Below are 21,761 nucleotides of genomic sequence, written 5' to 3'. Positions count from 1 at the left end.
TTCAAAAGCAACACATATCCGACAACCCTTCAAGCCCACCGGAACTCCGTTCATGAAACGTATCGACGACCTGTTGATCTGGGTCTCAATTGCAACCTGCCTGACACTTTGGGTGTGGTCGCTCATGGCGGGGCCGGTGACGGCTCATGCTTTTCTTGCCGTAGCTACCCTACTGCTGGCGACTACCGTGCTTTCCCTGCGTGAACGCCGCAATTGGCAAGCACGCCAGAAGACCCACTTCCAGGAACTAAATAATGTCATGTCGGAGTACCAAGTACTTTCCGACGAGGCCATGGCACACGCCGAACTGCAATTCACCTCGCTGGAAACGGAAATGCGCGAAGCCAAGGAAGTCATCCGCGCTTCCGTAAGCAGGATCTCCGGAAGCCTGACGGGCCTGGAGTCGCAATCATCGAATCAACGGCAGGTACTGCGTTCGCTGATCGATCAGATGCTCGAGATGACAGACTCCGACACCCGGGATCACGAGGAGGTCAGCCTGCAGCGCTTCTTTGACGAAACCAACACCTTGATCGCCGAATTTGCGGGCAAGATGACGTATCTCAAGGAAAGCAGCCAGGGTATCGCCAGCAGTTTCGAGCAGATGCAAGCCCAGGTCACCCGAATCTCCGGCTCGCTGAACGATATTGCCGGGATTACCAAGCAAACCGATTTGTTGGCGCTCAACGCGGCAATCGAAGCCGCCCGTGCCGGCGAGGCTGGCCGCGGATTTGCCGTTGTTGCCGACGAAGTCCGCAACCTGGCGGCGCGAACCGGCGAATTCAATGTCGACATCCGCAACGGACTGACCGAAATTCTCGACTCGCTGCGCGAGGTCGGCAACCGGATCAGCGACACCGCGAATATCGACATGAGCATCGCCGACAAGTCGCGCGCCATGCTCGGCGAACTGGGCGGCGAGTTGCTGGAGTTGACCGCCAAGGCACGCGAGCATTCGGCACAGATCACTGCAGTGACCGAACAGATGCATAGCCTGACGCAGGAAGGCGTGATGGCCATGCAGTTCGAAGATATCGTCAGCCAGATGATGGAGCGCGTCGGCCAGCGCACGGCAAACGTCGGCGAGTACATGCACGCCTTCCTGGCGCTGCATCAGGATAACGAAAGCGATGGGCTGCAACGTTTCCGCAAGCGCAGCCAAAAGCTGGTTGAACTGCTGGTCAACTCACACGTCAAGAGCGATGCCCTGCGTTCGAGCAACTCGGCAAGCAACGCCAAGTCCAACAATAACGGAGAAATCGAACTGTTCTGATCGATCAGGCCAGGTAACCGGCTGCAGTACCAGTTGCCTGCTTTCGGCTAGATATCCGGCAATCAGAGTCCGCGCAAGAACTCCGCGACAGCCCGTGCCTCATCAATGCTCAGGCGCTTGGCGATATCTTGCATTTGGGCATTGTCGTTGGTCCGCTTGCGCTCCTCGAAGAGACTCAACTGGGTTTCGATGTACAGCGTGTGCTGGCCGGCAATCCGAGGCAACCTATCCGAGCCGGCACCATTCTCGCCGTGGCAATCACGGCACGGAACCAAACCGTTTTCCGGGTTGCCTTGCATGTAAAGCCGCTCACCCACCGCCCGCATATCACCATAGGCCGACTTGCCACGGCTCGGCTTCTGATGGCTGAAGAAATGTGCCGCGGCACGCATATCGTCATCACTCATATCGACAACAATCTTGCGCATGTCGTTGCTGTCGCGCTCGCCCGACTTGAAATTGCGCAACTGTTTAAGCAGGTAGGCTTCGTTCTGGCCGGCCAATTTGGGATAGAGCGGGCTGGAACTATCGCCAGTTGCGCCGTGGCACAGAAAGCACTTTCCCATAACCTGCCCCTCACCACGCTGCATCAGCACGGGATCCTCGGCTGCCTGCACCGAGAGGGTAATGCAAGCAAGCCAGAGCACGAGCAGACCACGCATCAGGACTTGCCGGTACTGCCGAAACCACCCTCTCCACGATGACTGGCGTCAAAATCGTCCACGATATTGAAGCCTACCTGCAACACTGGCACGATGACCAGTTGGGCAATCCGATCCAGCGGATTGATGGTGAAGCCGGCATGGCCACGATTCCACACGGAAACCATCAACTCCCCCTGGTAGTCGCTATCGATCAGTCCGACCAGATTGCCAAGCACGATGCCATGCTTATGGCCCAATCCAGAGCGCGGCAGGATCATCGCTGCCAGCCCCGGATCGGCCAGATGAATCGCCATGCCGGTCGGTACCAGGGTGGTTTGCCCCGGTTCGACATGCAGCGGCCCATCAATGCAGGCGCGCAGATCAAGGCCGGCCGAGCCGGGGGTCGCATACTCGGGTGGCGTTTCCCGCAAACGGGTGTCGAGAATCTTGACATCAATATGGTGCATTACGCTTTTCCTGTTAACAATTGGGCAATGTGCTCGACCAGTTGGCGGGCAAGCACGGATTTGGGGGCAGGCGTCAGCGGATGGGTACCGTGGTCGTCGAACAGCACCAGCCGGTTGTCGTCGCCGCCGAAGCCGTCCTGAATCAGATTGCCGGCAATCAGCGGGATATTCTTCTTGCGCCGCTTGCTCTGGGCGTACTCTTCCAGATTACGGCTTTCCGCCGCGAATCCGACGCAGAACGGACCATTCGGCAACGCGGCAACTTCAGCCAGAATGTCCGGATTCTCGACCAGTTCGATCGGTGGAATGCCGCCAGTATCCTTCTTCAACTTGTGCTCGGCTGCGTTGGCGACACGGTAATCGGCCACCGCCGCCACGCCGATGAAGACATCCGAACCTCCGGCACGCGCCATCACGGCTGCATGCATATCGAGTGCGCTCCCTACCCTGACCCGCTCGACACCTTGCGGCGCGGACAAGCTGACCGGCCCGGAGACCAGTGTCACCTCGGCCCCCGCCTGCTGTGCCGCACGGGCCACGGCATAGCCCATACGACCGGAAGACAGGTTGGTGATACCACGCACCGGATCGATAGCCTCGAAAGTCGGTCCGGCAGTAATCAATACCTTGCGGCCTGCCAATACCTTGGGCGCGAAGAAGGCGATCACCGCTTCGACGATTTCATCCGGCTCGAGCATGCGCCCGGCGCCGACTTCGCCGCAGGCTTGCTCACCGCTGGCCGGGCCGAGCGTCTGCACGCCATCGGCCCTTAATTGCGCAACATTACGCTGGGTCGCCGGGTTTTCCCACATCTGGCGATTCATCGCCGGCGCCAGCAGCAAAGGGCAATCGCGTGCCAAAACCATGGTTGCGAGCAGGTCATCGGCCATGCCGTGGACAATGCGCGCAATGAAATCGGCAGAAGCCGGCGCGACCATGATCAAATCGGCGGTGCGCGAGAGATCGATGTGTGCCATGGCATTCGGCATGCGCGCGTCCCACTGGTCGAGATAGACCGGCTTGCCCGACAGCGCCTGAAAGGTGGTCGCTGTCACGAAATGTGCCGCCCCCTCGGTCATCGCCACCTGTACTTCGGCCCCCTGCTTGCCCAACAATCGAACCAGTTCGGCCGCCTTGTAAGCGGCGATACCGCCGGTCACGCCGAGAACGATGCGCTTACCCTGTAATTCCATTGTCTTACCGTTAGAATTGGATTCCGCACATTCTACCTTGGAAAGAAAATGGCGATCACCGACTGGCCCGAAGGCGAACGACCGCGCGAACGACTACTCGCCCATGGGCCAGGCGCGCTTTCCGATGCCGAATTGCTAGCCATCTATTTACGCGTCGGGGTGCGCGGCAAAAGTGCGGTCGATCTGGCACGCGACCTGCTGAACCGTTTCGATGGCCAACTCGGCGTCCTGGTCGAAGCCTCTCTGGAGGAATTGGCCAGCGTATCCGGCATCGGCATGGCCAAGGCTGCCCAGCTGAAAGCCAGCTTCGAGCTGGCACGCCGCGCCTTGTCGCAAGAAATGGCTAGCCGCGACAACTTCACCTCACCAGGCAAGGTGCGTGACTGGCTGCGGCTGAAGCTCGCCCACCGACCGCAGGAAATCTTCATGGCCCTTTGGCTGGACGCCCAGAACCGCCTGCTCAAAGCCGAGGAGTTATTTACCGGCTCGCTAACCCAAACTTCCGTCTACCCGAGGGAAGTGGTCAAGACTGCACTATTTCATAATGCAGCCGCCGTCATCCTGGCGCATAATCACCCATCCGGTGTCGCCGACCCCTCCAGGGCCGACGAGATGCTCACCCGCTCACTGAAGGAAGCCCTCGCCATGGTCGACATCAAGGTTCTCGACCATTTCATCGTCGCCGGGACTGCCACGCCGCTCTCGTTCGCCGAGCGCGGCCTTTTATGAAAATAAAGAAACCCCTTGATCCCATTCAAGACTTTTGGTTACAATCACGGGCTTTCTTCTAGCGAATTCTGGAGCACCATCATGGCGCGAGTCTGCCAAGTCACGGGTAAAGCCCCGATGGTTGGGAACAACGTTTCCCACGCCAACAACAAAACGAAGCGCCGCTTCCTGCCGAACCTGCAGTATCGTCGTTTCTGGGTCGAAACTGAAAACCGCTTCGTACGCCTGCGCGTTTCCAACGCCGGCCTGCGCATCATCGACAAGAAGGGCATCGAAGTCGTTCTGGCCGATCTGCGTGCCCGCGGCGAAGTCTGATTAAGGAAGGATACGAAAAATGGCTAAAGGCGGTCGCGAAAAGATCAAGCTGGAATCCACGGCTGGCACCGGACACTTCTACACAACCTCCAAGAACAAGCGCACGACGCCTGAAAAACTGGAGTTCATGAAGTACGATCCGAAGGCTCGTAAGCACGTCGCTTACAAGGAAGTAAAGCTGAAGTAATTCAGCAACTCCGGCATTCGACAAACCCGCCTCTCGGCGGGTTTTGTTTTTTCAGCCCTGGATCTTGCCCCGGAAAAGCAGAACGGCATATCCTACGATACCTGCGAAGACGATAGCCGACCAGTTAGCCATCGACATTCCCAGGAATTCCCAGTCCCGGCTTGTACAGAACCCGGTCGCCAGGAACAGCGAGGGCATCTGCACGCCCAGCCAATCGACCAGGCTCTCGATGGCATTCGGATCGGTAAAACTACATTCCGGTGCCAGATGCGGGTAAGCCTGCATCCAGGTCTGATAGGCCGCAACGCCGACCCCCAGGCCGGCCAGACCGACAGTCAGCGCCGACCAGAGCAGGCGCCCGCCGGGAACAGCCCAGCCGAGCAAACCGATAAAACCGATGACGATATAGAGCAGGCGCTGAAAAATACACAAGGGACACGGCGCCAGGCGCAACAAATTCTGCAACTCCATTCCGATGGCGACCAGCCCAAGACAACCGATCCCCAACGTTGCAAACCAAGCCCGGACGGGCACTTTTGACCAAATCATCCACAAGCTTCCTATGAGTAACCAGCAAGTATTCTAAGCCAGACCAAGACGTATTCACCTCCTTTGATGTCATGCCTGCACTTTGGGCATGCTGGACCCGGCCTCTGCTGACCGTTAAGATTGTCGGATGAATACACGCATACTACTTGTCGAAGACGATGAACGGCTGGCCGAACTGACCGCCGAATACCTCACCAAGAACGATCTGCAAGTTTCCGTCGAACCGCGGGGCGACGTTGCCGAAGCGCGCATACTCGCCGAACAGCCCGACCTGGTCATTCTCGACGTCATGCTCCCGGGCAAGGACGGCTTCGAAGTCTGTCGTGCCGTGCGCTCCCAGTATCGGGGCGTGATCCTGATGCTCACGGCACGTGACGAGGACTTCGACCAGATTCTCGGCCTCGAGATGGGTGCCGACGACTATATTGCCAAGCCGGTTCAGCCTCGCGTCCTGCTCGCCCGCATCAAAGCCCTCCTTCGCCGACTCCCCACCCCTGGCGACACGCCTGCTGGTGAAGCCGACAAAATGGTTTTTGGTCAGTTTCGGATCAGCCAGGCAACGCGTACCGCAACACTTGCCGGCCAATCTATCGACCTGACTACTGCCGAGTTCGACCTGCTATGGCTGCTGGCCACGCACGCTGGCAACGTCCTGTCGCGCGACGACCTGCTACAGGAATTGCGCGGCATCGGTTTCGATGGCCTGGACCGCTCCATTGATGCCCGTATCTCCCGGCTGCGCAAGAAGTTGAACGACGACCCAGAGAATCCGACCCGCATCAAGACCGTGCGCGGCAAGGGCTACCTGTTTAGCAAGCATGACTGGAACTGACACGCCGGCCGACGACAAGCCGGCCAAGGAACACAACCAGGGACTCGCCCGCTCACTGTTCCGTGTTTCGCTGCCGCGCTGGCGGGGCAGCCGCTACAGCCTGTCGCGCCTGTTCTTCAATTTTTATCTCCTGGCCATGGGCTCCTTCGTGGCCATTGCCTTCACTGCCGACTTTGTCATCTCAACGGCGCAGCGCGGCATAACCGACGACTACGCACGCCGCTTCATGCGTGGCACGATCACCCTGATCGAGGATGAATTGTTCCGGCATCCTCGTCGCGAGTGGCAAAAGAAAGTAGGCGAAATCGACGAAAAATTCTCCTACAACCTGGGCATCGTCGAACGTATTTCGCTCGACCGCACCCTGACGCCATTCCAGGTCAGCAAGCTGGATGCCGGCGATATTGCCATCGATCACGACGGCGATATCATGTACCACCGCCTGGGAACATCCAGCCTCGTACTTGTCGTCGGACCGCTCGCCTCTGGCCGGAACCCCGAACTGGCCGATCGCCTGCCACTGGAGCTCCGACTCCGCCTCCTCACCTGGAGCCTTATCGGCGTCATTTTCGCCATTGCACTGTGGTTCTGGATCCGCCCCGTCTGGCGCGATCTCGAAACACTGCGCCAAACGGCCCGCGATCTGGGCGACGGACATTTCGACGCCCGCTCGCCAGCTGCCAAAACACAGTTGTTTGCCCCCCTTGCCGACACGATGAACAGCATGGCCGACCGCATTCGCCAATTGCTGGCCACGCATCGCGAACTCTCCTGTGGCATTTCGCACGAACTGCGCACGCCCATCGCCCGCATGCGTTTTGCCTTGGAAATGCTCTCGGAGACTGAGGAAAAGGAAGAGCGGGAACGCCTCTGGGCCATGATGGAGGCTGACCTCGACGAACTCGACCAACTGATCGACACCAGCCTGACCTATGCCCGCTTCGAACGCGAAGCACCAGAACCTCATTTCTCCAGCGTCAAATTCAGCGAATGGCTGGCAGACGAAGTCGATTCCGTCCGGCTACTCGGCCGCCAACTTGAGGTTGCGGTGGATACTGCAGGGCTACCCGATGACTTGCATGTCGATCTCGACCGCAAGGCCATGCCTTACGCCCTGCGCAATTTGCTGCGCAATGCCTTCAAATACGCCAGCAAGCGCATTTCGATCAATGCCGAACTGAATGGCAACGAGATACGCGTCAACGTCGACGACGATGGAATTGGCATCCCTCCCGAAGAACGCGAACACATTTTCTCGGCCTTCACGCGACTCGATCGTTCTCGCGACCGATCCACAGGGGGCTACGGTCTCGGTTTGGCCATTGCCCGCCGGGTGCTCGAACTACACGGCGGAAACGCAACCGCCGATGCTTCGCCACTGGGCGGCGCACGCTTCACGCTCAGCTGGAAAGCTCACCAATAGGCGATCTTCGGGAAGTTACAAAGCGTCACACAAGATCAAAACCCGTTACCTCTGCGCAACGCTCATGCAACAGACGGCTCGCACCTGACTTTTTAAAATGCAAGGCATGTCAGGAAACAAAACCCGCCAAGAGGATGACGAGGAAATGATCAGCATGAATATCAAACAGTTTATCGAAGCTACCCGCCAGTATCTTTTTGCACTGGTTCCCGCACAACCGGCACTGGTTACGATTCCGCTCAAAAAGGACCGCTAATGGCCTTTGCGGATCACCTGCCGATCAGCGAGTCGCTCGGTGTCTTCGTAGGTATCGCCGGTTACGACTGGCTTGCCGAAGGCCAGGCGGAACCACTGAAGGCAGCCATCGCAGCCATCGCGGCCGGAGGCATCATCGCCATTGCCCGCGCGCTGTTGAAACACCGCAACAAGCGCTAAAAGTTACCCTCCTCTCGAATTCCCCCGATTCGAGACCTCCCTGTTACCCCGCCTTCGTGGCGGGGTTTTTTTTCAAAACCATTACTTTGGCACGGCAAGCTTGGCAAGATGAGCTCCCCGCCACCCCTGAAGCACACAGCCAGCAAAAACGGGCGACGCTGCAGCCATTCCTTTCCGAATACCAGAAGTGCCTTCCCAAAAAACGTGCGACGACACGCGTTGTTGGCGAGAAACCCTCAGTAACTCAGATGCAGGGAAAACCAGTGCACCTTGTCAGCAAGACGAAGCCACTGGCGCCCTTAGAGGTGGTTCCGCGAATCCGGACATCGAGTTAAGTGAAATCTCTGCTTCAATGGGCGATGGAAATCGCCTGCCTAGGAGCAGAAGCAATGAGAAGACCCCGCCGTAACCACACAGCCGCCTTCAAGGCCAAAGTGGCGATTGCCGCCCTCAAGGGCGATGAGACGCTGGCTGCGTTAGCAGAGAAGTTTGACGTTCATCCGAATCAGATTACGCAATGGAAGACACAATTGCTCGAGAACGCCTCGGGTGTCTTTGCGACGGCTGCCGAGAAGCAGGCGGCCACGCCGGACCTGAAGGATTTGCATGCAAAGATAGGCCAGCAGGCGTTGGAGATTGATTTTTTGGCCGTCGCGCTCGGTCGCATCGGCGATGCGAGCGCAAAACGATGATCGACAAGGCCCACGATCTGCCTGTCGTCAGGCAAGTCCAGTTACTTGAGCTTTCGCGTTCTTCTGTCTATTACCAGCCGCAGCCCACATCCGAAATCGATTTGATGCTGATGCGGCGGATTGATGAACTGCACCTGGAGCATCCCTTTGCCGGTGCGCGGATGTTGCGCGATATGCTCAAGCTCGAAGGCCATGAAATCGGTCGCAAACATGTCGGTACGCTGATGAAGAAGCTCGATATCCAGGCCATCTACCGCAAGGCCAACACCAGTCGGCGCAACCAGGCACACCGCATCTATCCCTACCTGCTGCGCGGCCTTGCCATCGAGCGTCCGAATCAGGTCTGGGCCATGGATACGACCTACATCCCGATGCGCCGGGGCTTCGTCTATCTGAGCGCGGTGCTTGATTGGGCAACCCGTCGGGTGCTGAGTTGGCGCCTGTCGAACAGCCTGACGGCTGATCCCTGCGTCGATGCTCTGGAAGAGGCCATCATGAAGTATGGCCGACCGGAAATCATGAACACAGACCAGGGCAGCCAATTCACCAGTTCGGCCTTCATTGGCTTGCTTCAGGAGCACAGCATTCAGGTCAGCATGGATGGCAAGGGCTGCTGGCGCGATAACGTATTCGTCGAACGCCTCTGGAAATCGGTCAAGTACGAGGAGATTTACCTGCACGGCTACGACACCGTTTCCGAGGTCCGACAGGCGCTGGCCCGCTACTTCGATTTTTACAATCGTCGTCGCCCGCACTCAACGCTTGACGGGCAAACCCCGGATACGGCTTACTTCAACCAGCCGCTGCTCGCCGCAGCGGCTTAACCCGCAGAGAACTCACTTAAGAAAACCAAATTTCTGTCCAACTGCGCGGGGCCACCTCTCTTCTTGCGACTCATTGGCCATTTGCACGGTATAGGCCAGTTCTCCCTTGGCGCCCCCTACCTGGAAGCGCTTGCTCGCTCGCCAATCGAAGCGTTCACTGGCTTGAATGAGCTCCCCGTTACGCCGCCAGCGCATTGGAGAGGCCCGGAAGTACATGACTGAAGCTGTCATGTCATAAGGCAACTTCTGGATCAACATCGCCGACTGGGAGTGAGCAGGTGCCGAGTCCCGGGTTTGATTGACAATTTTCGGCACATTGGTCACGTCATCCGCAATCCGCGAGCTGTCGGTAAAATCGGCTTCTATGGTAATCAGCGCGCTACCGTATATCAGCCGTGTCGTTTCGAATGGTCGCCACTGCAACTGGTATTCATAACCCTTGATGCGCACCCGTTCCAGATTGACCGCACTATCGGCACGACCATAGGGATAGATAGCGTAGTTGAAAGAAGCATCATTCCGCGTCGTAGATCGGTCCTGGTTATCCGGTATGCTGGCCGGCAAGGCTAACGGCAGTATCTGGATATAGTTGGGTATTCTCTCGCTGAACAAGCGCAGATCCAAAGTGGCCCGATAGTTCTTCAATTCAGCCAGGTAGCCAATTTCAACGGTATCGATGCGCTCCGGCTCAACGCCCTGAGCGAGATAAGCAATGTCATCTGGCATTCCGACCGGCGAATTGCGCCGCTCAAAACGCCCTGACGTTTCGTACAGACTGGGATTCCGGTGTGCGCGCGCGACGCCGAAACGCAAGGTATGTCCAGGCAATACGTGATAGCTAACGCTTACACGTGGATCGAACATCCACCCCACACGGCTATCGTGCTCCAGACTGGCACCGGCATTAAACAGCAGCGCATCAAAAGGTCGATACTCAAGATTACCAAAACCTCGATAGGCAAAGCGCTCTTGCCAACCCGGCAACGAAAACTGGGCAAAGGAAGTCACTTCCGTGTATTTGGTCCCCAGCCCCCAGACCGCCCGCGTGGCCTTGGAAAGCGACAGACGATGCTCAAGCTCCGCCTCGTGCAGCATTGAGCGCCCCCCAGGATCATAAGTGAAGCGTATCGGTAACGGAGCCCCTGCGGCTGTCGTAATGTTCTGCAGTCGCATATAGCGACCATAGGCCCAGTCTTCGGTATAGCCATAACGCAAACGGAGCTCTTCGGTTGGCGAAATGACACGACGCCACTGGACCCCAAAAGCGGTCGATGACTGCTCCAGGTTGCGCAAAGGATCGGATGTGGTGGTGACAGGCCGTCCGTATTGGGAATAATCCCGGGCAAACGTACCTGTAATCTGAAGGTCATCACGCTCGGAAAGTGGCATGTCGACACGCAGGTCGAAGAGCTGAGACTGACGGCTATCGGCTGCATAAGTCGTCGTTTTCCAGTCGTCGTACGAAGCTCTCTGGAAACCGTCATCCTGAAGCGAGCGGTAAGTCAGCCGGACATTGGCATCGCCGACACTCTCGCCCCAGCGGAGCATCTCGTCACGAATCCCATTACTCCCGTGGTTGGCAGAGACTTGCCACCCCTTAGTCAATGAGGGGTCGATGGAAATGATATTGACGACACCCATGAATGCATTCGAGCCATAGGAGACGGTATTCGAACCGCGAATGACTTCGATGCGCTCAATGTTTTCCAGCGCCACCGGCAACAAGTTCCAGTTCACGCCGGATTTGAACAGGGGCGAGTATTGCGAGCGACCATCCACCAGAACCTGAACCCGCGAACCATACTCGTCCCCGGAAAGACCGGTATTCAAGCCGTGATAAACCACATTGGCCGGATCCTGATTGTGCGAAGTCACCTGAAAGCCCGGCACAAGCCTCAACAGATCTTCCACGGTACGCATGCCCGAGGCGCGAATCATTTCCTGATCAATCACCGTGACCGAAGCGGGGGTCTCTGACAGTTGCTGCGGCAAACGGCTCACCGATGCGACGATGGGAAGACTGGAAAAAAAGACGTCCTCCTCCGCCTGCGCCTTGAAAGACAAAGCTCCTCCCAACAGCAGGGACAAGCACGAGCAAAGGGAAGAGCGGACAATAGAAGTGCTATTCACGGCATCCATTCGACGGGCGGCCCGAACAACACCCCGACTGCCACAGGGTCGCTCTGCCTGATTTTTTATGTAAACCCCTGAAACGGGCGCAATTTTATCAAAAACGGACTCAATTTAACCTAGGGAATAGACTAGGGACTCTCTGAACAACCGGCCATTTACTGGTAGGTCGTCATAAAAGCGATGAGAAATAGGCGATTTTCGACCGTTGACCGGGAAATCCAGGGAGTTTTCCCTGTATTTCACGTTTCACGGGCGCACCTCGCCCAGCAAGGGCAACAATCGCTTGCGCGCCATCCACAAATTGGCCAGCGCAAACAACGTCACGATTTGCCCGGTATTCTTCGCCAGACCACGGTAGCGAACTTTCACAAAGCCAAACTGGCGCTTCACTACTCGGAACGGATGTTCGACAATTGCCCGCACCGAGGACAGCATCCGATTGAACGCTTTCTGCTCCACAGTCAGCGTGCCGCCAGCCGGCTTCTTGGTCGGTGTCAGAACAGACAGATTGCCTTCCTTCTGGAACGCGTCAATCGTCCGGTTCTTCTTGTGATAGCCGCGATCACCGAGCGCAATGGCTTCTTCCCCGTGCAGGCACTTCTCCATCATCGCAATGTCGGCGACCTTGGCCGTCGTGCATTCAACGGTATGTATCAAGCCGCTGTCGGCATCGACGCCAATGTGCGCCTTCATGCCGAAGTGCCACTGATTGCCCTTCTTGGTCTGCGTCATTTCCGGATCGCGCTTCTTGTCTTCGTTCTTCGTCGAACTCGGTGCTGCAATCAGCGTGGCATCGACCACCGTACCGCGCTTCATCGACAGGCCTTTCTCCGACAGCACGGCATTGACCTCGGCAAAGATCGCCACCGCCAGGTCATGCTTCTCCAGCAGATGACGGAAGCGAAGAATCGTACTTTCGTCCGGCATCACGTCTTCGAAGGCATCCAGTCCGGCAAAGCGACGCAACAACGGAACATCGTGCAGTGCTTCTTCCATTGCTGGGTCGGAGTAACCAAACCATTGCTGCAAGAAGTGAATCCGCAACATCGTGCCCAACGGCATCGGCGGACGACCGTTTCCCTTCTTCGGATAGAACGGCTCGATCAGCGCCTCAAGACGCGACCACGGCACCACTGTTTCCATCTCCGCCAGGAACACTGCCTTGCGGGTTTGCTTGCCGGCTTTCGGCAAAAATCCCGTCTCAGCCAAGCTCAGTTGCTTCATCAGATTCATCTGCCTCACCAACTCAATGACAATGCCGTCATTTTCTCAAATTGCGCTGCATGATGGGCGCTTATGCAGAGTTTCCCTAGGTAACCCCTTGTTATGACGAGCTAATAATACGTATATCGCGCTGCGGGAAGGGAATGCCAATACCGTTTTCCTTGAAGGCTCGCCAGATGGCGAAATTCACGTCGGACACGATATTGCCCTTACCCTCCTCCGGATCGTTGATCCAGAACCCAACCTCGAGATTGATCGCGCTGTCGGCGAACTGGGTCAGGAAAACCTTGGGTGGCGGATCGCTCAGAGCCCGCGGATGGTTTTGTGCCGCGTCAACCATCAGACGACAGGCGAGATCGAGATCGCTGTCGTAGGCAACGCCGACACTACTCACCAACCGGATGCAGGTATTGGAATAAGTCTGGTTCTGAACGATCGACCCGATCAGCGTCTCGTTCGGAACGATGAATTCGGTGCCGCCCGGGTGCTTGAGCACCGTGTAGCGCGTGGTGATCTGCGTTACCTCGCCGCTGTCGCTACCGACCTGGACGATGTTGCCGATACGGATGGAGCGGTCGAGCAGGATGATGAAGCCGGAGACATAATTGCTGGCGATCTTCTGCAGGCCAAAACCGAGGCCGACACCGAGTGCGCCGGTGAATACCGACAGTGCGGTCATATCGATGCCGACCAACGCCAGGCTGGTCAGGATGGCGACTACGGTCAGTACGGCCTTGGCAACGCGTACGCCGACGATACGCAGGTTCACATCCAGCGACTGGATGCGCATCAATTTTGCCTCGACCAGGCCGGCGATCCAGAGCGCGAAGACGACTGTCAGGAAAACGGTGGCAATACCGCGCAGGACGGTCCACAGATCGATTTGCTGCTTGCCGACATGGAACTGCACGCTTTCCATTGCTTCGATGACGAAGGGGGCCAGATCGGTGATATACAGCGCCAGCCATCCCCACACCGTGGCGGCGATGATGCGTTCCCAGGCCGTGAGCCATGTGGCGCGTGGAAAAGCCTGGCGCAGCACGAAGATGACACCACGCACCAGAGCCATCGAGCCGAGCAGCGGCATCGCCAACTTGAGCAGGTTGAGATGCATGAAGGAGCCGAGTGTGCTCAGCGCGATCCCGGTCAGCAACATGCCGGTCAATGGGAAGACCAGGCGGGCGCCGGCATCGGTCAGGCGCCCCTCGCCTTCGGTGTGGCGGCTATGCCACCAGCGGGCGATCAGCAGGGCCGAACCGATACACGCCACCAAGGTGACGACCTGCCAAACGAAACTCGGATCGCGAATATCGGCGAGCAGATCGTTGATCAGGCGCAGTGCCTGGCTCTTTTCGCTCATGCCTTGCGCTCCAGTGCTGCAGCAAAGAAGCCGTCGGTGTTGTGCTTGTGCGGCAACAGGCGCAGCACCTCGCCTTCGCAGGCGATGCCCTGCCTGGCGAGCAGGCCGGCAGCCGGCAGCAAGGAGAAATCGGGGTGCTTTTCGAGAAACGCCGCGACGATGGCGTCGTTCTCGACTGTCAACAGGCTGCAGGTGGCATAGACCAGGCGGCCGCCCGGGCGCACCAGCGTCGACGCCGCATCGAGAATCGACGCTTGCTTGACGGTCAGCTCGACCACCGAGGTTTCATCCTGGCGCCACTTCAAATCAGGATTGCGGCGCAGGGTGCCGAGCCCCGAACATGGCGCGTCGACCAGCACGCGGTCGGCCTTGCCAGCCAGACGCTTGATCTTCTGGTCGCGCTCGTGCTCGATACGACCGGGATGCACGTTGGAGAGGCCGGAACGAGCCAGGCGCGGCTTCAGGTTGGCCAGGCGCTTGTCCGACACGTCGAAGGCGTAGAGCCGGCCGGTGTTGCGCATCAGCGCGCCGAGCAACAGCGTCTTGCCGCCAGCGCCGGCGCAGAAATCGACAACCATCTCGCCACGCTTCGGTTCGAGCAGGAAACCGAGCAACTGGCTACCCTCGTCCTGTACCTCGAACGCACCCTCCAAAAAGAGCGGATGCTTGGCCAGCGCCGGCTTGTCGCGCAGGCGAACGGCCAGCGGCGACAATTCGCCGGGCGCCGCAGCAATGCCATCGGTCGCCAGCTTGGCAAGCACCGTGTCGCGGTCGGCCTTCAACGTATTGACGCGCAGGTCGAGCGGTGCCGACTGGTTCATCGCACGGGCCAGGGCCAGCGTCTCATCGGCCCCGAACTGCTGCTCAAGGCGCTCGTACAACCAATCCGGCAGATCGCAGCGCACTGCCGGCGGCAAATCGGCCTCTGGCATGGCCTTGGCGGCTGCCAGCCATTCCGCTTCACTGCCCTTGAGAACCGGCGCCAGTTCCCTCTGGCTCCAGCCGCGCACCATAACCAGCGCGGCAAGCAGGCGGCGGCGATCGGAGAGTTGCCCGGCGCAGCGCGCCTCAATGCTTCGCCCGCGCCGCAGCACGGCAAAAACGGTTTCGGCCACGAAGGCCCGGTCGGCATGGCCGAGTTGACGATGCTCCCGGAAGTAGCGCGACACCACGGCATCGGCCGGATGATCAAAGCGCAGCAACTGGCCGAGAACGGCCTCTGCGTGGGCAAAAAGAGCGGGGGTGAAGCGGGCTTTCATGGCGTTCCTAATTCGGTGGCGATCTGCTCGAAAACGTCGCCTTTCTTGTCGGTAAAACGTATTTTAACCGGCAAACGATGATGATCGAGCGCTAGCCAGATTTCGGTCACGCTATCGGTCATCGCCCGCAGGTGCAGTGTGCGGAAGCGACCGGCCGGTGTCTCGATTTGCTCCTCGCCCAGCGAATCGAGGGCGTAACGCTCGTATTTCTTGCCGGTGACCACGCCGACCGAAGCGCCGGACTCTGGCTGGCGGATGTAGGCAAGGTGGTAGTTGAGCGACAGGATGTCCTGGGTACCGGGGGCAATCGGGCGCGTATGGCCGTCGCGCGACAGCAGTACCTGCGCGGCAGGCCAGTCGAAATCGGCATTCTCGTTGGCATCCTTGCCGTTTTTCCGAGTCAGGTAGCGTTCGGGCTGCAAGCCACCTGCCACCAGCTTTCCGTAACTTTCATTCTCGAAGCGAAGCGTTTTGAACAGGGCGGCCAAGCCGCTGGTTTCAGTCATGCCGTAGAGATGGTAATGGCCGTCCTCGGTGAATTCCCAGCGATGCTCGGCACGGCCGACCTGGAAACCCTGGCTGCCCATCAGGATGGCGAAACGGATGATCCCGTTGGCCGGCAGCAGGGGCTTGACCGGCTCCGCCGGCGGAGCCGCGGCCATTACCACCACCTCGCTCACCGGAGCGGAAAGATCCGGCTCCTCGGCAACAACCGGAATACTCGGCGGCGCCAAGCTTGGCCTGGCGCTAGCCAAGGGCACTTGCTTGGCCCTGGCCCTGGGCTTGGGCTTTGCTGGCGGCTTCTGCGCGGCAGGCGGTAGCGGCGAGGCCGGCGGAGGCTGCAGTTCGGCGCGCAGCACGACAGGTTCTTCCGTCGCGCCGCCGAACAGCTCGACATCGGTCCCGAACAAGGCTGCAGCGTGAATACCTAACGACGCCGCCAGCGCCAGGACGATGGCGATCGGCATGGCCGCCTAGCGCAGCACCGGTGATATGAAGGCGTTGCCGTCAGCCAGATCGGCGGCAATGCGGACCCGTCCGCCTTCGAGCTTTAACTTGCCTTCGGCGAACCAGCGCACGGCCTGTGGATAGACCCGGTGTTCCTGGCGCAGCACGCGAGCAGAGAGGGCGGCTTCGTCGTCGCTATCGAGCACCGGCACGGCAGCCTGGACGATGACCGGACCGTGATCCAGCGTCGGCGTGACGAAGTGGACGGTACAGCCATGGATACGCACCCCTTCCTCCAGCGCGCGCTGGTGGGTATGCAGACCGGGGAAGGAGGGTAGCAGCGACGGATGGATGTTCATCAGGCGCCCCTGGTAATGGCGGACGAAACCTTCACTCAGTATCCGCATGAACCCCGCAAGGACGACCAGATCTGGCACGAAGCCATCGATGCATTCGGCCAGCGCGGCATCGAAGGCCTCGCGGCCGGCAAAGGCCTTGTGGTCGATGTAATGCGTGACGATACCGGCCTTCGCCGCCGTTTCCAGCCCCTTGGCATCGGGCCGGTTGCTGATCACGGCAGCGATGTTGACGGGCAGATCGCCGGCATCGCGGGCGGCGATCAAGGCCTCCATATTGCTGCCGCGACCGGAAATCAGGATGACGATATTCTTCATTTCAAAAAACTCACCGGGAGAAAAATGGTGCTGACCGCCGTCTGGGTCAGTCGGGAAAAACCACGGCCGTTGCGATCGGCGACGATCTTGGCCATGAAGTCGAGCAGGCCCATGACGCGGCCAAATTCGCGCTCGAAGGACAGGTTGCGGTTGGCCGGGTCGAGCTCGTTGGAGAGCAGGAACAACTCGCCGGCGGCGTTGCGGTCATGGCCGAGCTTCCATACCGCGACATCCATGTTACGAGCCGAGTTGTAGAGCTTCATTTCGTTGAGGCTATCGAGGATATAGAACGCCTCCTTGTGCTCGTAGGCGGCATCGACCATGGTCAATAGCCCGAAGACCAGGGCGGCGACCCGGTCGCCAGGGTAAGCCTCGGTGAAGGCCAGCGCGGCAGCCTGGCCTTCGCGCAGGCCATTCAGCTCAGGCCAGCGCTGCGCATGGCGGTTGCGCAGGCGCTCCAGTGCCGCCTCGCGGCTGGGCTGGCCGGCCTTCTTCCATTCCTTCGGGTTGCGCTTGTAGAGCTTGTCGGCAATCATCAACAAGCTATCGACTACCTCGGCACGATTGGTATCGGCAATGCGATCCACCTCGGTCTTGGCCAGGTACTTGACGTCCACCGTCGTCTCGCTACGACCGTCCTTGCCCAGCCGGGTCGAGCAGGCCGCTGCCAAGACCAGGGCAAGCAGGACGGCCAGGCCGCGCATCAGGCCTCCTTGCTTTTCAGGTAACCCCAGCCGATGGGGATCAGCGACGAAACAATGATGCCAATGATGATCAACGACAGGTTGGCCTTGACCCACGGGATATTGCCCAACCAGTAACCGGCCAGGCACAGCGACACCACCCATCCCAGGGCGCCGATCAGGTTGAACAGGGTAAAACGGAGGTAGCCCATGGCCCCGATGCCCGCGACGAAGGGCGCGAACGTCCGGAACAGCGGCAGGAAGCGGGAAATCACCAGTGTCTTGCCGCCATGCTTTTCGTAGAATGCATGCGTCTTGACCAGTGCATTCCGGTTGAAGAAGCGTGAATTTTCCCAGTGGAAGACCTTGGGCCCGAGAAAGCGCCCGATCTGGTAATTGACGGTATTGCCAAGTACCGCCGCGACGACAAGGACCGCCATCAGGGTGTACACGTCCATCCCGCCCTCACCCAGGGCAGCTAGCGCGCCGGCCACGAAGAGCAGCGAATCGCCGGGCAGGAATGGGGTCACGACGAAGCCGGTTTCGGCGAAAACGATGAAGAACAGGATGCCGTAGATCCACAGACCGTACTGCTGGACCAGCACGGCCAGGTGCTTGTCGAGATGCAGGACGATGTCGATGAACTGCGCGAGAAATTCCATGCATCCGCTCCGGGTAAAAAGTTCGGCGATTCTACCCGAAGCCGCCCTTGTCGACTTGCCACCGCCCCGTGAGCTTCAATCCTCGCCTCAACGAAAGAATTTCCCGTTCTTGCCGATGATCGTCAAATCGACAAACGACGAAGCATTGTGGCCGGTTTTCGAAAAATTGATCGCAAACCCGCCAATATCCGTTTTGCTCATGCTTTCCAGACCGCCGATCAGCTTCTCCCGCGTCAGCTCCTTTCCCGCGCGACGCAGTCCGTCGACCAGAACCTGGGCGGCGATATAACCTTCCAGCGAGACGAAATCGAAGTCTTCGTGCCCGGCCTTCTTCATCATCTCCTGATAGTCGCGGGTAATCTTCAGCGTCCCTCGCCAAGGGAAAGGCACCACCTGGGCAACCGCCACACCACTCCCGTCGGCGCCGAGCTCCTTGGCCAGCGCCGTACTTCCGACAAAGGAGACGTTGTGAAACTGTGTATTGAATCCGGCGCGCTTCATGGCTTTGACGAAAGCACTGACGCTTTTGTAGGCACTGACCATGATGACCGCGTCTGCCTTTACCGGACCGATCGCCTTGACAGCCGCCGCCACGTCGCTCGAATTCCGCTCGACGGTCGCCGTGACCACCGGCGCTAATTTGCGCCTCGCCAACGCCTCCGTCACCCCCTTCAAGCCGGCCTGACCATAGGCATCGTTCTGGTAGAACACCGCAATGCGCTTCAGCGAAAGCGTCAGCAACTGCCTGACGATCTCCTCGGTTTCCTCGTTGTAACCGGCACGCACGTTGAAGATGTAGTGGTTGAAAGGTTCACGAAGCGCCTGTGCACCGGTGAACGCACCCACGAAAGGCACCTTCTCTTCGGTAAAGATCGGCAAGGCAGCCAACGAGGTTGGTGTGCCGACGTAGCCGAACAGTGCAAAGACCTTGTCCTGGTTGATCAGCTGCAGGGTATTCGCCTTGGCCCGGTCGGGTTCATAGCCGTCATCAAGCGATAACAGGCGGATTTTCCGTCCATGGATACCACCGCTTTGATTGACGTAATCGAAGTAGACCTTGGCGCCCAGCGCCATCTGCTTGCCCAGTTTTTCGGCCGGTCCGGAAAGCGCGGCCGATTGGCCGATCAAAATTTCGCTGTCGCTCACCCCAGGCTCGGCCCGCAAGCCAGCACTCAGAATAACGAGAAGAGAAAAAAGCCCCATCCAACGTTTCATCGTCACCATTGCCTCCCCTTGCACAGGCCAGCACGCGCCATTTCAATTGATATATGGTCTGGATCATACGGCCAATTCCGGCACAGCGCATCTCCGTCGCATTGGGGATTCTGGGATAATTCAGCCATGCCGACCATCGCCCGCCTCCCCGACCTCCTGATCAGCCAGATTGCAGCTGGCGAAGTGGTCGAAAGACCCGCCTCCGTCCTCAAGGAACTCCTCGAAAACAGCCTCGATGCGGGCAGCAAGGCCATCCAGGTGCATCTGGAGGAAGGCGGCGTGAAGCTGATCCGCATTACCGACGACGGATGCGGCATCGCCAAGGACCAACTGGCGCTGGCCCTGACCCGGCATGCCACTTCCAAGATCACCACGCTCGACGACCTGGAGCGGGTCGGCACCCTCGGCTTTCGCGGCGAGGCGCTGGCCTCGGTGGCATCGGTCGCTCGCCTCAGCCTGACCAGCCGTGAACGCGGCGCCAGCCATGCCTGGAAGTTGCGCGGCGAACCGGATGCCATGCCGGAACCGGCCGCCCTGATGGCCGGCACCGTGGTCGAGATGCGCGACCTGTATTACAACACCCCGGCCCGCCGCAAATTCCTGAAGTCGGAAAGTACCGAATTCGCCCATTGCGCCGACGCCGTTCGCCGCCTGGCGCTGACCCGGCCGGACGTGGCGATCAGCCTGACACACAACGGGCGCAGCCTGTTCCAGCTGGCCCCGGCCGACACCGGCCGGCGCATCGCCGACATCCTCGGCGAGGAATTCATCGGCGCCGCCCGCGCCATTGATGCTGCTTCCGGCCCGCTGACGCTGGCCGGCTTCGCCATCGACCCAACCCGCGCCACCGATGCCAAGGATGGCCAGACCGTCTTCGTCAACGGCCGTTTCGTGCGCGACAAGATCATCGGCCACGCCCTGCGCGAAGCCTATCGCGACGTGCTGCACGGCAGCCGCCAGCCAGCCGTCTGCCTCTTCCTGAACATCGACCCGGCGCTGGTTGATGTCAATGTGCACCCGGCCAAGACCGAAGTCCGCTTCCGCGATTCGCGCGCCGTACACCAATTCGTCTTTCACACCATCCAGCGTGTTCTAGCAGCACCTGTCCAGGCCGAAGCCGCACCATCGCTGGCTCCGCCTGCAGCGCAGGACACCACATCCACGGCGACCACGCCGGCCAGCGCCCCCTCTCACCCGGCTTGGACCCCATCCTACGCCGCACACAACGAAGCTCCTCGCCAGGCCAGCCTCGGCGTCGCCGAGCCTGCCGCCGCAGCCTATCTGGCTTTCGCCCGCGCCACGCAGAATACCGGTCAGACACCGGTTCCGCGCCCGCAAGCCATGCCACAATTTCAACCAGTGGAAACTGCAAGCCAGGAAGCTCCTCCGCTCGGTTACGCGCTGGCCCAGTTACACGGCATCTACATCCTGGCCCAGAATGCCCGCGGCCTGATCCTGGTCGACATGCACGCCGCGCATGAACGTATCCTGTACGAAAAGCTGAAAACTGCCTTCGACAACCGCCAAATCGCCACCCAGAACCTCTTGATCCCGGCCGTCTTCTCGGCCAATCCACTCGACATCGCCGCCGTCGAGGAACACGGCGACGCCCTGCGCGACCTTGGTTTCGATATCACCCCGCTCGGCCCCAACCAGCTCGGCGTGCGCAGCGTGCCAGCCCTGCTACAGTCCGGCGATCCGGCAGCCCTCGCCCGTTCGCTGATCGGCGAGCTGCGCGAGCACGGCATCACGCAACTGGCCACAGCACACCGCAACGAACTGCTTGCCACCATGGCCTGCCATGGCGCCGTGCGCGCGCGCCGCCAGCTCAGCGTGCCAGAAATGAACGCCCTGCTGCGCCAGATGGAAGAAACCGAACGGGCCGGCCAGTGCAACCACGGCCGACCAACATGGACGGAACTGACGCTGGATCAGCTCGACAAACTTTTCCTCCGTGGGCAGTAAGCGTGCAGCCGCCGAAAAACGAACATTGATACATTTAATACTTTAGTTATAGTAGCAACCATCCAATAACAAGCG

General features: G+C 59.4%; 22 protein-coding genes. 9 read left to right on the top strand and 13 right to left on the bottom strand.

The annotated features are described in order from the left end of the window. Positions 1-52 precede the first annotated feature (52 nt). Positions 53-1,273: a methyl-accepting chemotaxis protein gene (locus AB6Q56_RS02335; RefSeq protein ID WP_434515587.1), complete on the top strand. Its 1,221-nt coding sequence runs from the start codon at positions 53-55 to the stop codon at positions 1,271-1,273. Between the two features lie 62 nt (positions 1,274-1,335). Here the strand turns inward: AB6Q56_RS02335 and AB6Q56_RS02330 are convergent, their stop codons facing one another. Genes AB6Q56_RS02330 through coaBC form a run of 3 tightly spaced genes read right to left on the bottom strand, consistent with a single transcriptional unit; the run spans position 1,336 to position 3,577 of the window. Continuing rightward, on the bottom strand, positions 1,336-1,935 hold the full coding sequence (locus tag AB6Q56_RS02330; protein ID WP_434515586.1) for a c-type cytochrome: 600 nt from the start codon (positions 1,933-1,935) through the stop codon (positions 1,336-1,338). Continuing rightward, the gene (dut, locus tag AB6Q56_RS02325) at positions 1,935-2,384 is read right to left on the bottom strand and encodes a dUTP diphosphatase (protein ID WP_434515585.1); all 450 of its coding nucleotides are present in this window, start codon (positions 2,382-2,384) and stop codon (positions 1,935-1,937) included. The genes AB6Q56_RS02330 and dut overlap by 1 nt, the downstream gene beginning before the upstream one ends. After that, positions 2,384-3,577: a bifunctional phosphopantothenoylcysteine decarboxylase/phosphopantothenate--cysteine ligase CoaBC gene (gene coaBC / locus AB6Q56_RS02320; protein WP_434515584.1), complete on the bottom strand. Its 1,194-nt coding sequence runs from the start codon at positions 3,575-3,577 to the stop codon at positions 2,384-2,386. Before coaBC ends, dut begins: the two co-directional genes overlap by 1 nt. 48 nt (positions 3,578-3,625) lie before the next feature. On the opposite strand from coaBC, the gene radC reads away from it, so the two are divergent. From radC to rpmG, 3 genes are all read left to right on the top strand, one after another. After that, positions 3,626-4,306 (top strand): RadC family protein, encoded by a 681-nt coding sequence (radC, locus tag AB6Q56_RS02315; RefSeq protein ID WP_434515583.1) that lies wholly within the window; start codon positions 3,626-3,628, stop codon positions 4,304-4,306. A gap of 81 nt (positions 4,307-4,387) precedes the next feature. Further along, positions 4,388-4,621, top strand: a complete 234-nt coding sequence (rpmB, locus tag AB6Q56_RS02310; RefSeq protein WP_150429468.1) for a 50S ribosomal protein L28 — start codon at positions 4,388-4,390, stop codon at positions 4,619-4,621. A 19-nt stretch (positions 4,622-4,640) separates the two neighbouring features. Continuing rightward, positions 4,641-4,808 (top strand): 50S ribosomal protein L33, encoded by a 168-nt coding sequence (gene rpmG, locus AB6Q56_RS02305; protein WP_011288870.1) that lies wholly within the window; start codon positions 4,641-4,643, stop codon positions 4,806-4,808. 51 nt (positions 4,809-4,859) lie between these two features. Here the strand turns inward: rpmG and AB6Q56_RS02300 are convergent, their stop codons facing one another. Continuing rightward, positions 4,860-5,357 carry a disulfide bond formation protein B gene (locus AB6Q56_RS02300; protein ID WP_434515582.1) on the bottom strand — a complete coding sequence of 166 codons (498 nt, stop codon included), beginning with the start codon at positions 5,355-5,357 and terminating at the stop codon, positions 4,860-4,862. A gap of 127 nt (positions 5,358-5,484) precedes the next feature. Here AB6Q56_RS02300 and AB6Q56_RS02295 point away from each other — a divergent pair, with 127 nt between their 5' ends. From AB6Q56_RS02295 to AB6Q56_RS02280, 4 genes are all read left to right on the top strand, one after another. Then, on the top strand, positions 5,485-6,189 hold the full coding sequence (locus AB6Q56_RS02295) for a winged helix-turn-helix domain-containing protein (RefSeq protein WP_434515581.1): 705 nt from the start codon (positions 5,485-5,487) through the stop codon (positions 6,187-6,189). After that, positions 6,176-7,612, top strand: coding sequence for an ATP-binding protein (locus tag AB6Q56_RS02290; RefSeq protein WP_434515580.1), 1,437 nt, complete (start codon positions 6,176-6,178; stop codon positions 7,610-7,612). Before AB6Q56_RS02295 ends, AB6Q56_RS02290 begins: the two co-directional genes overlap by 14 nt. A gap of 255 nt (positions 7,613-7,867) precedes the next feature. Next, positions 7,868-8,047 (top strand): hypothetical protein, encoded by a 180-nt coding sequence (locus tag AB6Q56_RS02285; RefSeq protein WP_150429464.1) that lies wholly within the window; start codon positions 7,868-7,870, stop codon positions 8,045-8,047. Positions 8,048-8,436: 389 nt separating this feature from the next. Beyond that, a protein-coding gene (locus AB6Q56_RS02280) for an IS3 family transposase (protein WP_374755713.1) occupies positions 8,437-9,563 on the top strand; the annotation gives its coding sequence in 2 pieces (ribosomal slippage) (positions 8,437-8,695 and positions 8,695-9,563; 1,128 coding nt in all). A gap of 12 nt (positions 9,564-9,575) precedes the next feature. On the opposite strand, the gene AB6Q56_RS02275 is transcribed toward AB6Q56_RS02280, so the two are convergent. From AB6Q56_RS02275 to AB6Q56_RS02235, 9 genes are all read right to left on the bottom strand, one after another. After that, positions 9,576-11,627 (bottom strand): TonB-dependent receptor plug domain-containing protein, encoded by a 2,052-nt coding sequence (locus AB6Q56_RS02275; protein ID WP_434515579.1) that lies wholly within the window; start codon positions 11,625-11,627, stop codon positions 9,576-9,578. Between the two features lie 315 nt (positions 11,628-11,942). Beyond that, entirely contained in the window at positions 11,943-12,920 is a 978-nt protein-coding gene (locus AB6Q56_RS02270; protein ID WP_205231579.1) for an IS5 family transposase, read from the bottom strand. A gap of 100 nt (positions 12,921-13,020) precedes the next feature. After that, positions 13,021-14,280 (bottom strand): mechanosensitive ion channel family protein, encoded by a 1,260-nt coding sequence (locus tag AB6Q56_RS02265; protein ID WP_434515578.1) that lies wholly within the window; start codon positions 14,278-14,280, stop codon positions 13,021-13,023. Then, positions 14,277-15,539 carry an RsmB/NOP family class I SAM-dependent RNA methyltransferase gene (locus AB6Q56_RS02260; RefSeq protein ID WP_434515577.1) on the bottom strand — a complete coding sequence of 421 codons (1,263 nt, stop codon included), beginning with the start codon at positions 15,537-15,539 and terminating at the stop codon, positions 14,277-14,279. The genes AB6Q56_RS02265 and AB6Q56_RS02260 overlap by 4 nt, the downstream gene beginning before the upstream one ends. Next, positions 15,536-16,507 carry a DUF3108 domain-containing protein gene (locus tag AB6Q56_RS02255; protein WP_434515576.1) on the bottom strand — a complete coding sequence of 324 codons (972 nt, stop codon included), beginning with the start codon at positions 16,505-16,507 and terminating at the stop codon, positions 15,536-15,538. The genes AB6Q56_RS02260 and AB6Q56_RS02255 overlap by 4 nt, the downstream gene beginning before the upstream one ends. A gap of 6 nt (positions 16,508-16,513) precedes the next feature. Next, positions 16,514-17,161 carry a phosphoribosylglycinamide formyltransferase gene (purN, locus tag AB6Q56_RS02250; protein WP_434515575.1) on the bottom strand — a complete coding sequence of 216 codons (648 nt, stop codon included), beginning with the start codon at positions 17,159-17,161 and terminating at the stop codon, positions 16,514-16,516. After that, positions 17,158-17,865, bottom strand: a complete 708-nt coding sequence (locus AB6Q56_RS02245) for a hypothetical protein (RefSeq protein WP_434515574.1) — start codon at positions 17,863-17,865, stop codon at positions 17,158-17,160. Before AB6Q56_RS02245 ends, purN begins: the two co-directional genes overlap by 4 nt. Beyond that, positions 17,865-18,506, bottom strand: coding sequence for a DedA family protein (locus AB6Q56_RS02240; protein WP_434515573.1), 642 nt, complete (start codon positions 18,504-18,506; stop codon positions 17,865-17,867). The genes AB6Q56_RS02245 and AB6Q56_RS02240 overlap by 1 nt, the downstream gene beginning before the upstream one ends. Positions 18,507-18,593: 87 nt before the next feature. Next, positions 18,594-19,652, bottom strand: coding sequence for an ABC transporter substrate-binding protein (locus AB6Q56_RS02235; RefSeq protein WP_434515572.1), 1,059 nt, complete (start codon positions 19,650-19,652; stop codon positions 18,594-18,596). Positions 19,653-19,847: 195 nt separating this feature from the next. Between AB6Q56_RS02235 and mutL the strand changes: the two genes are divergently transcribed. Further along, complete coding sequence (gene mutL / locus AB6Q56_RS02230; protein WP_434515571.1) at positions 19,848-21,686, top strand: DNA mismatch repair endonuclease MutL; 1,839 nt, start codon at positions 19,848-19,850, stop codon at positions 21,684-21,686. Positions 21,687-21,761 lie beyond the last annotated feature (75 nt).

This window comes from Dechloromonas sp. ARDL1 (genome assembly GCF_051122455.1).
In the GTDB taxonomy this organism is placed as follows: domain Bacteria; phylum Pseudomonadota; class Gammaproteobacteria; order Burkholderiales; family Rhodocyclaceae; genus Azonexus.
The sequence above is the reverse complement of the archived record's forward strand: the minus strand, read 5'-3'. Positions and strand labels throughout refer to the sequence as shown.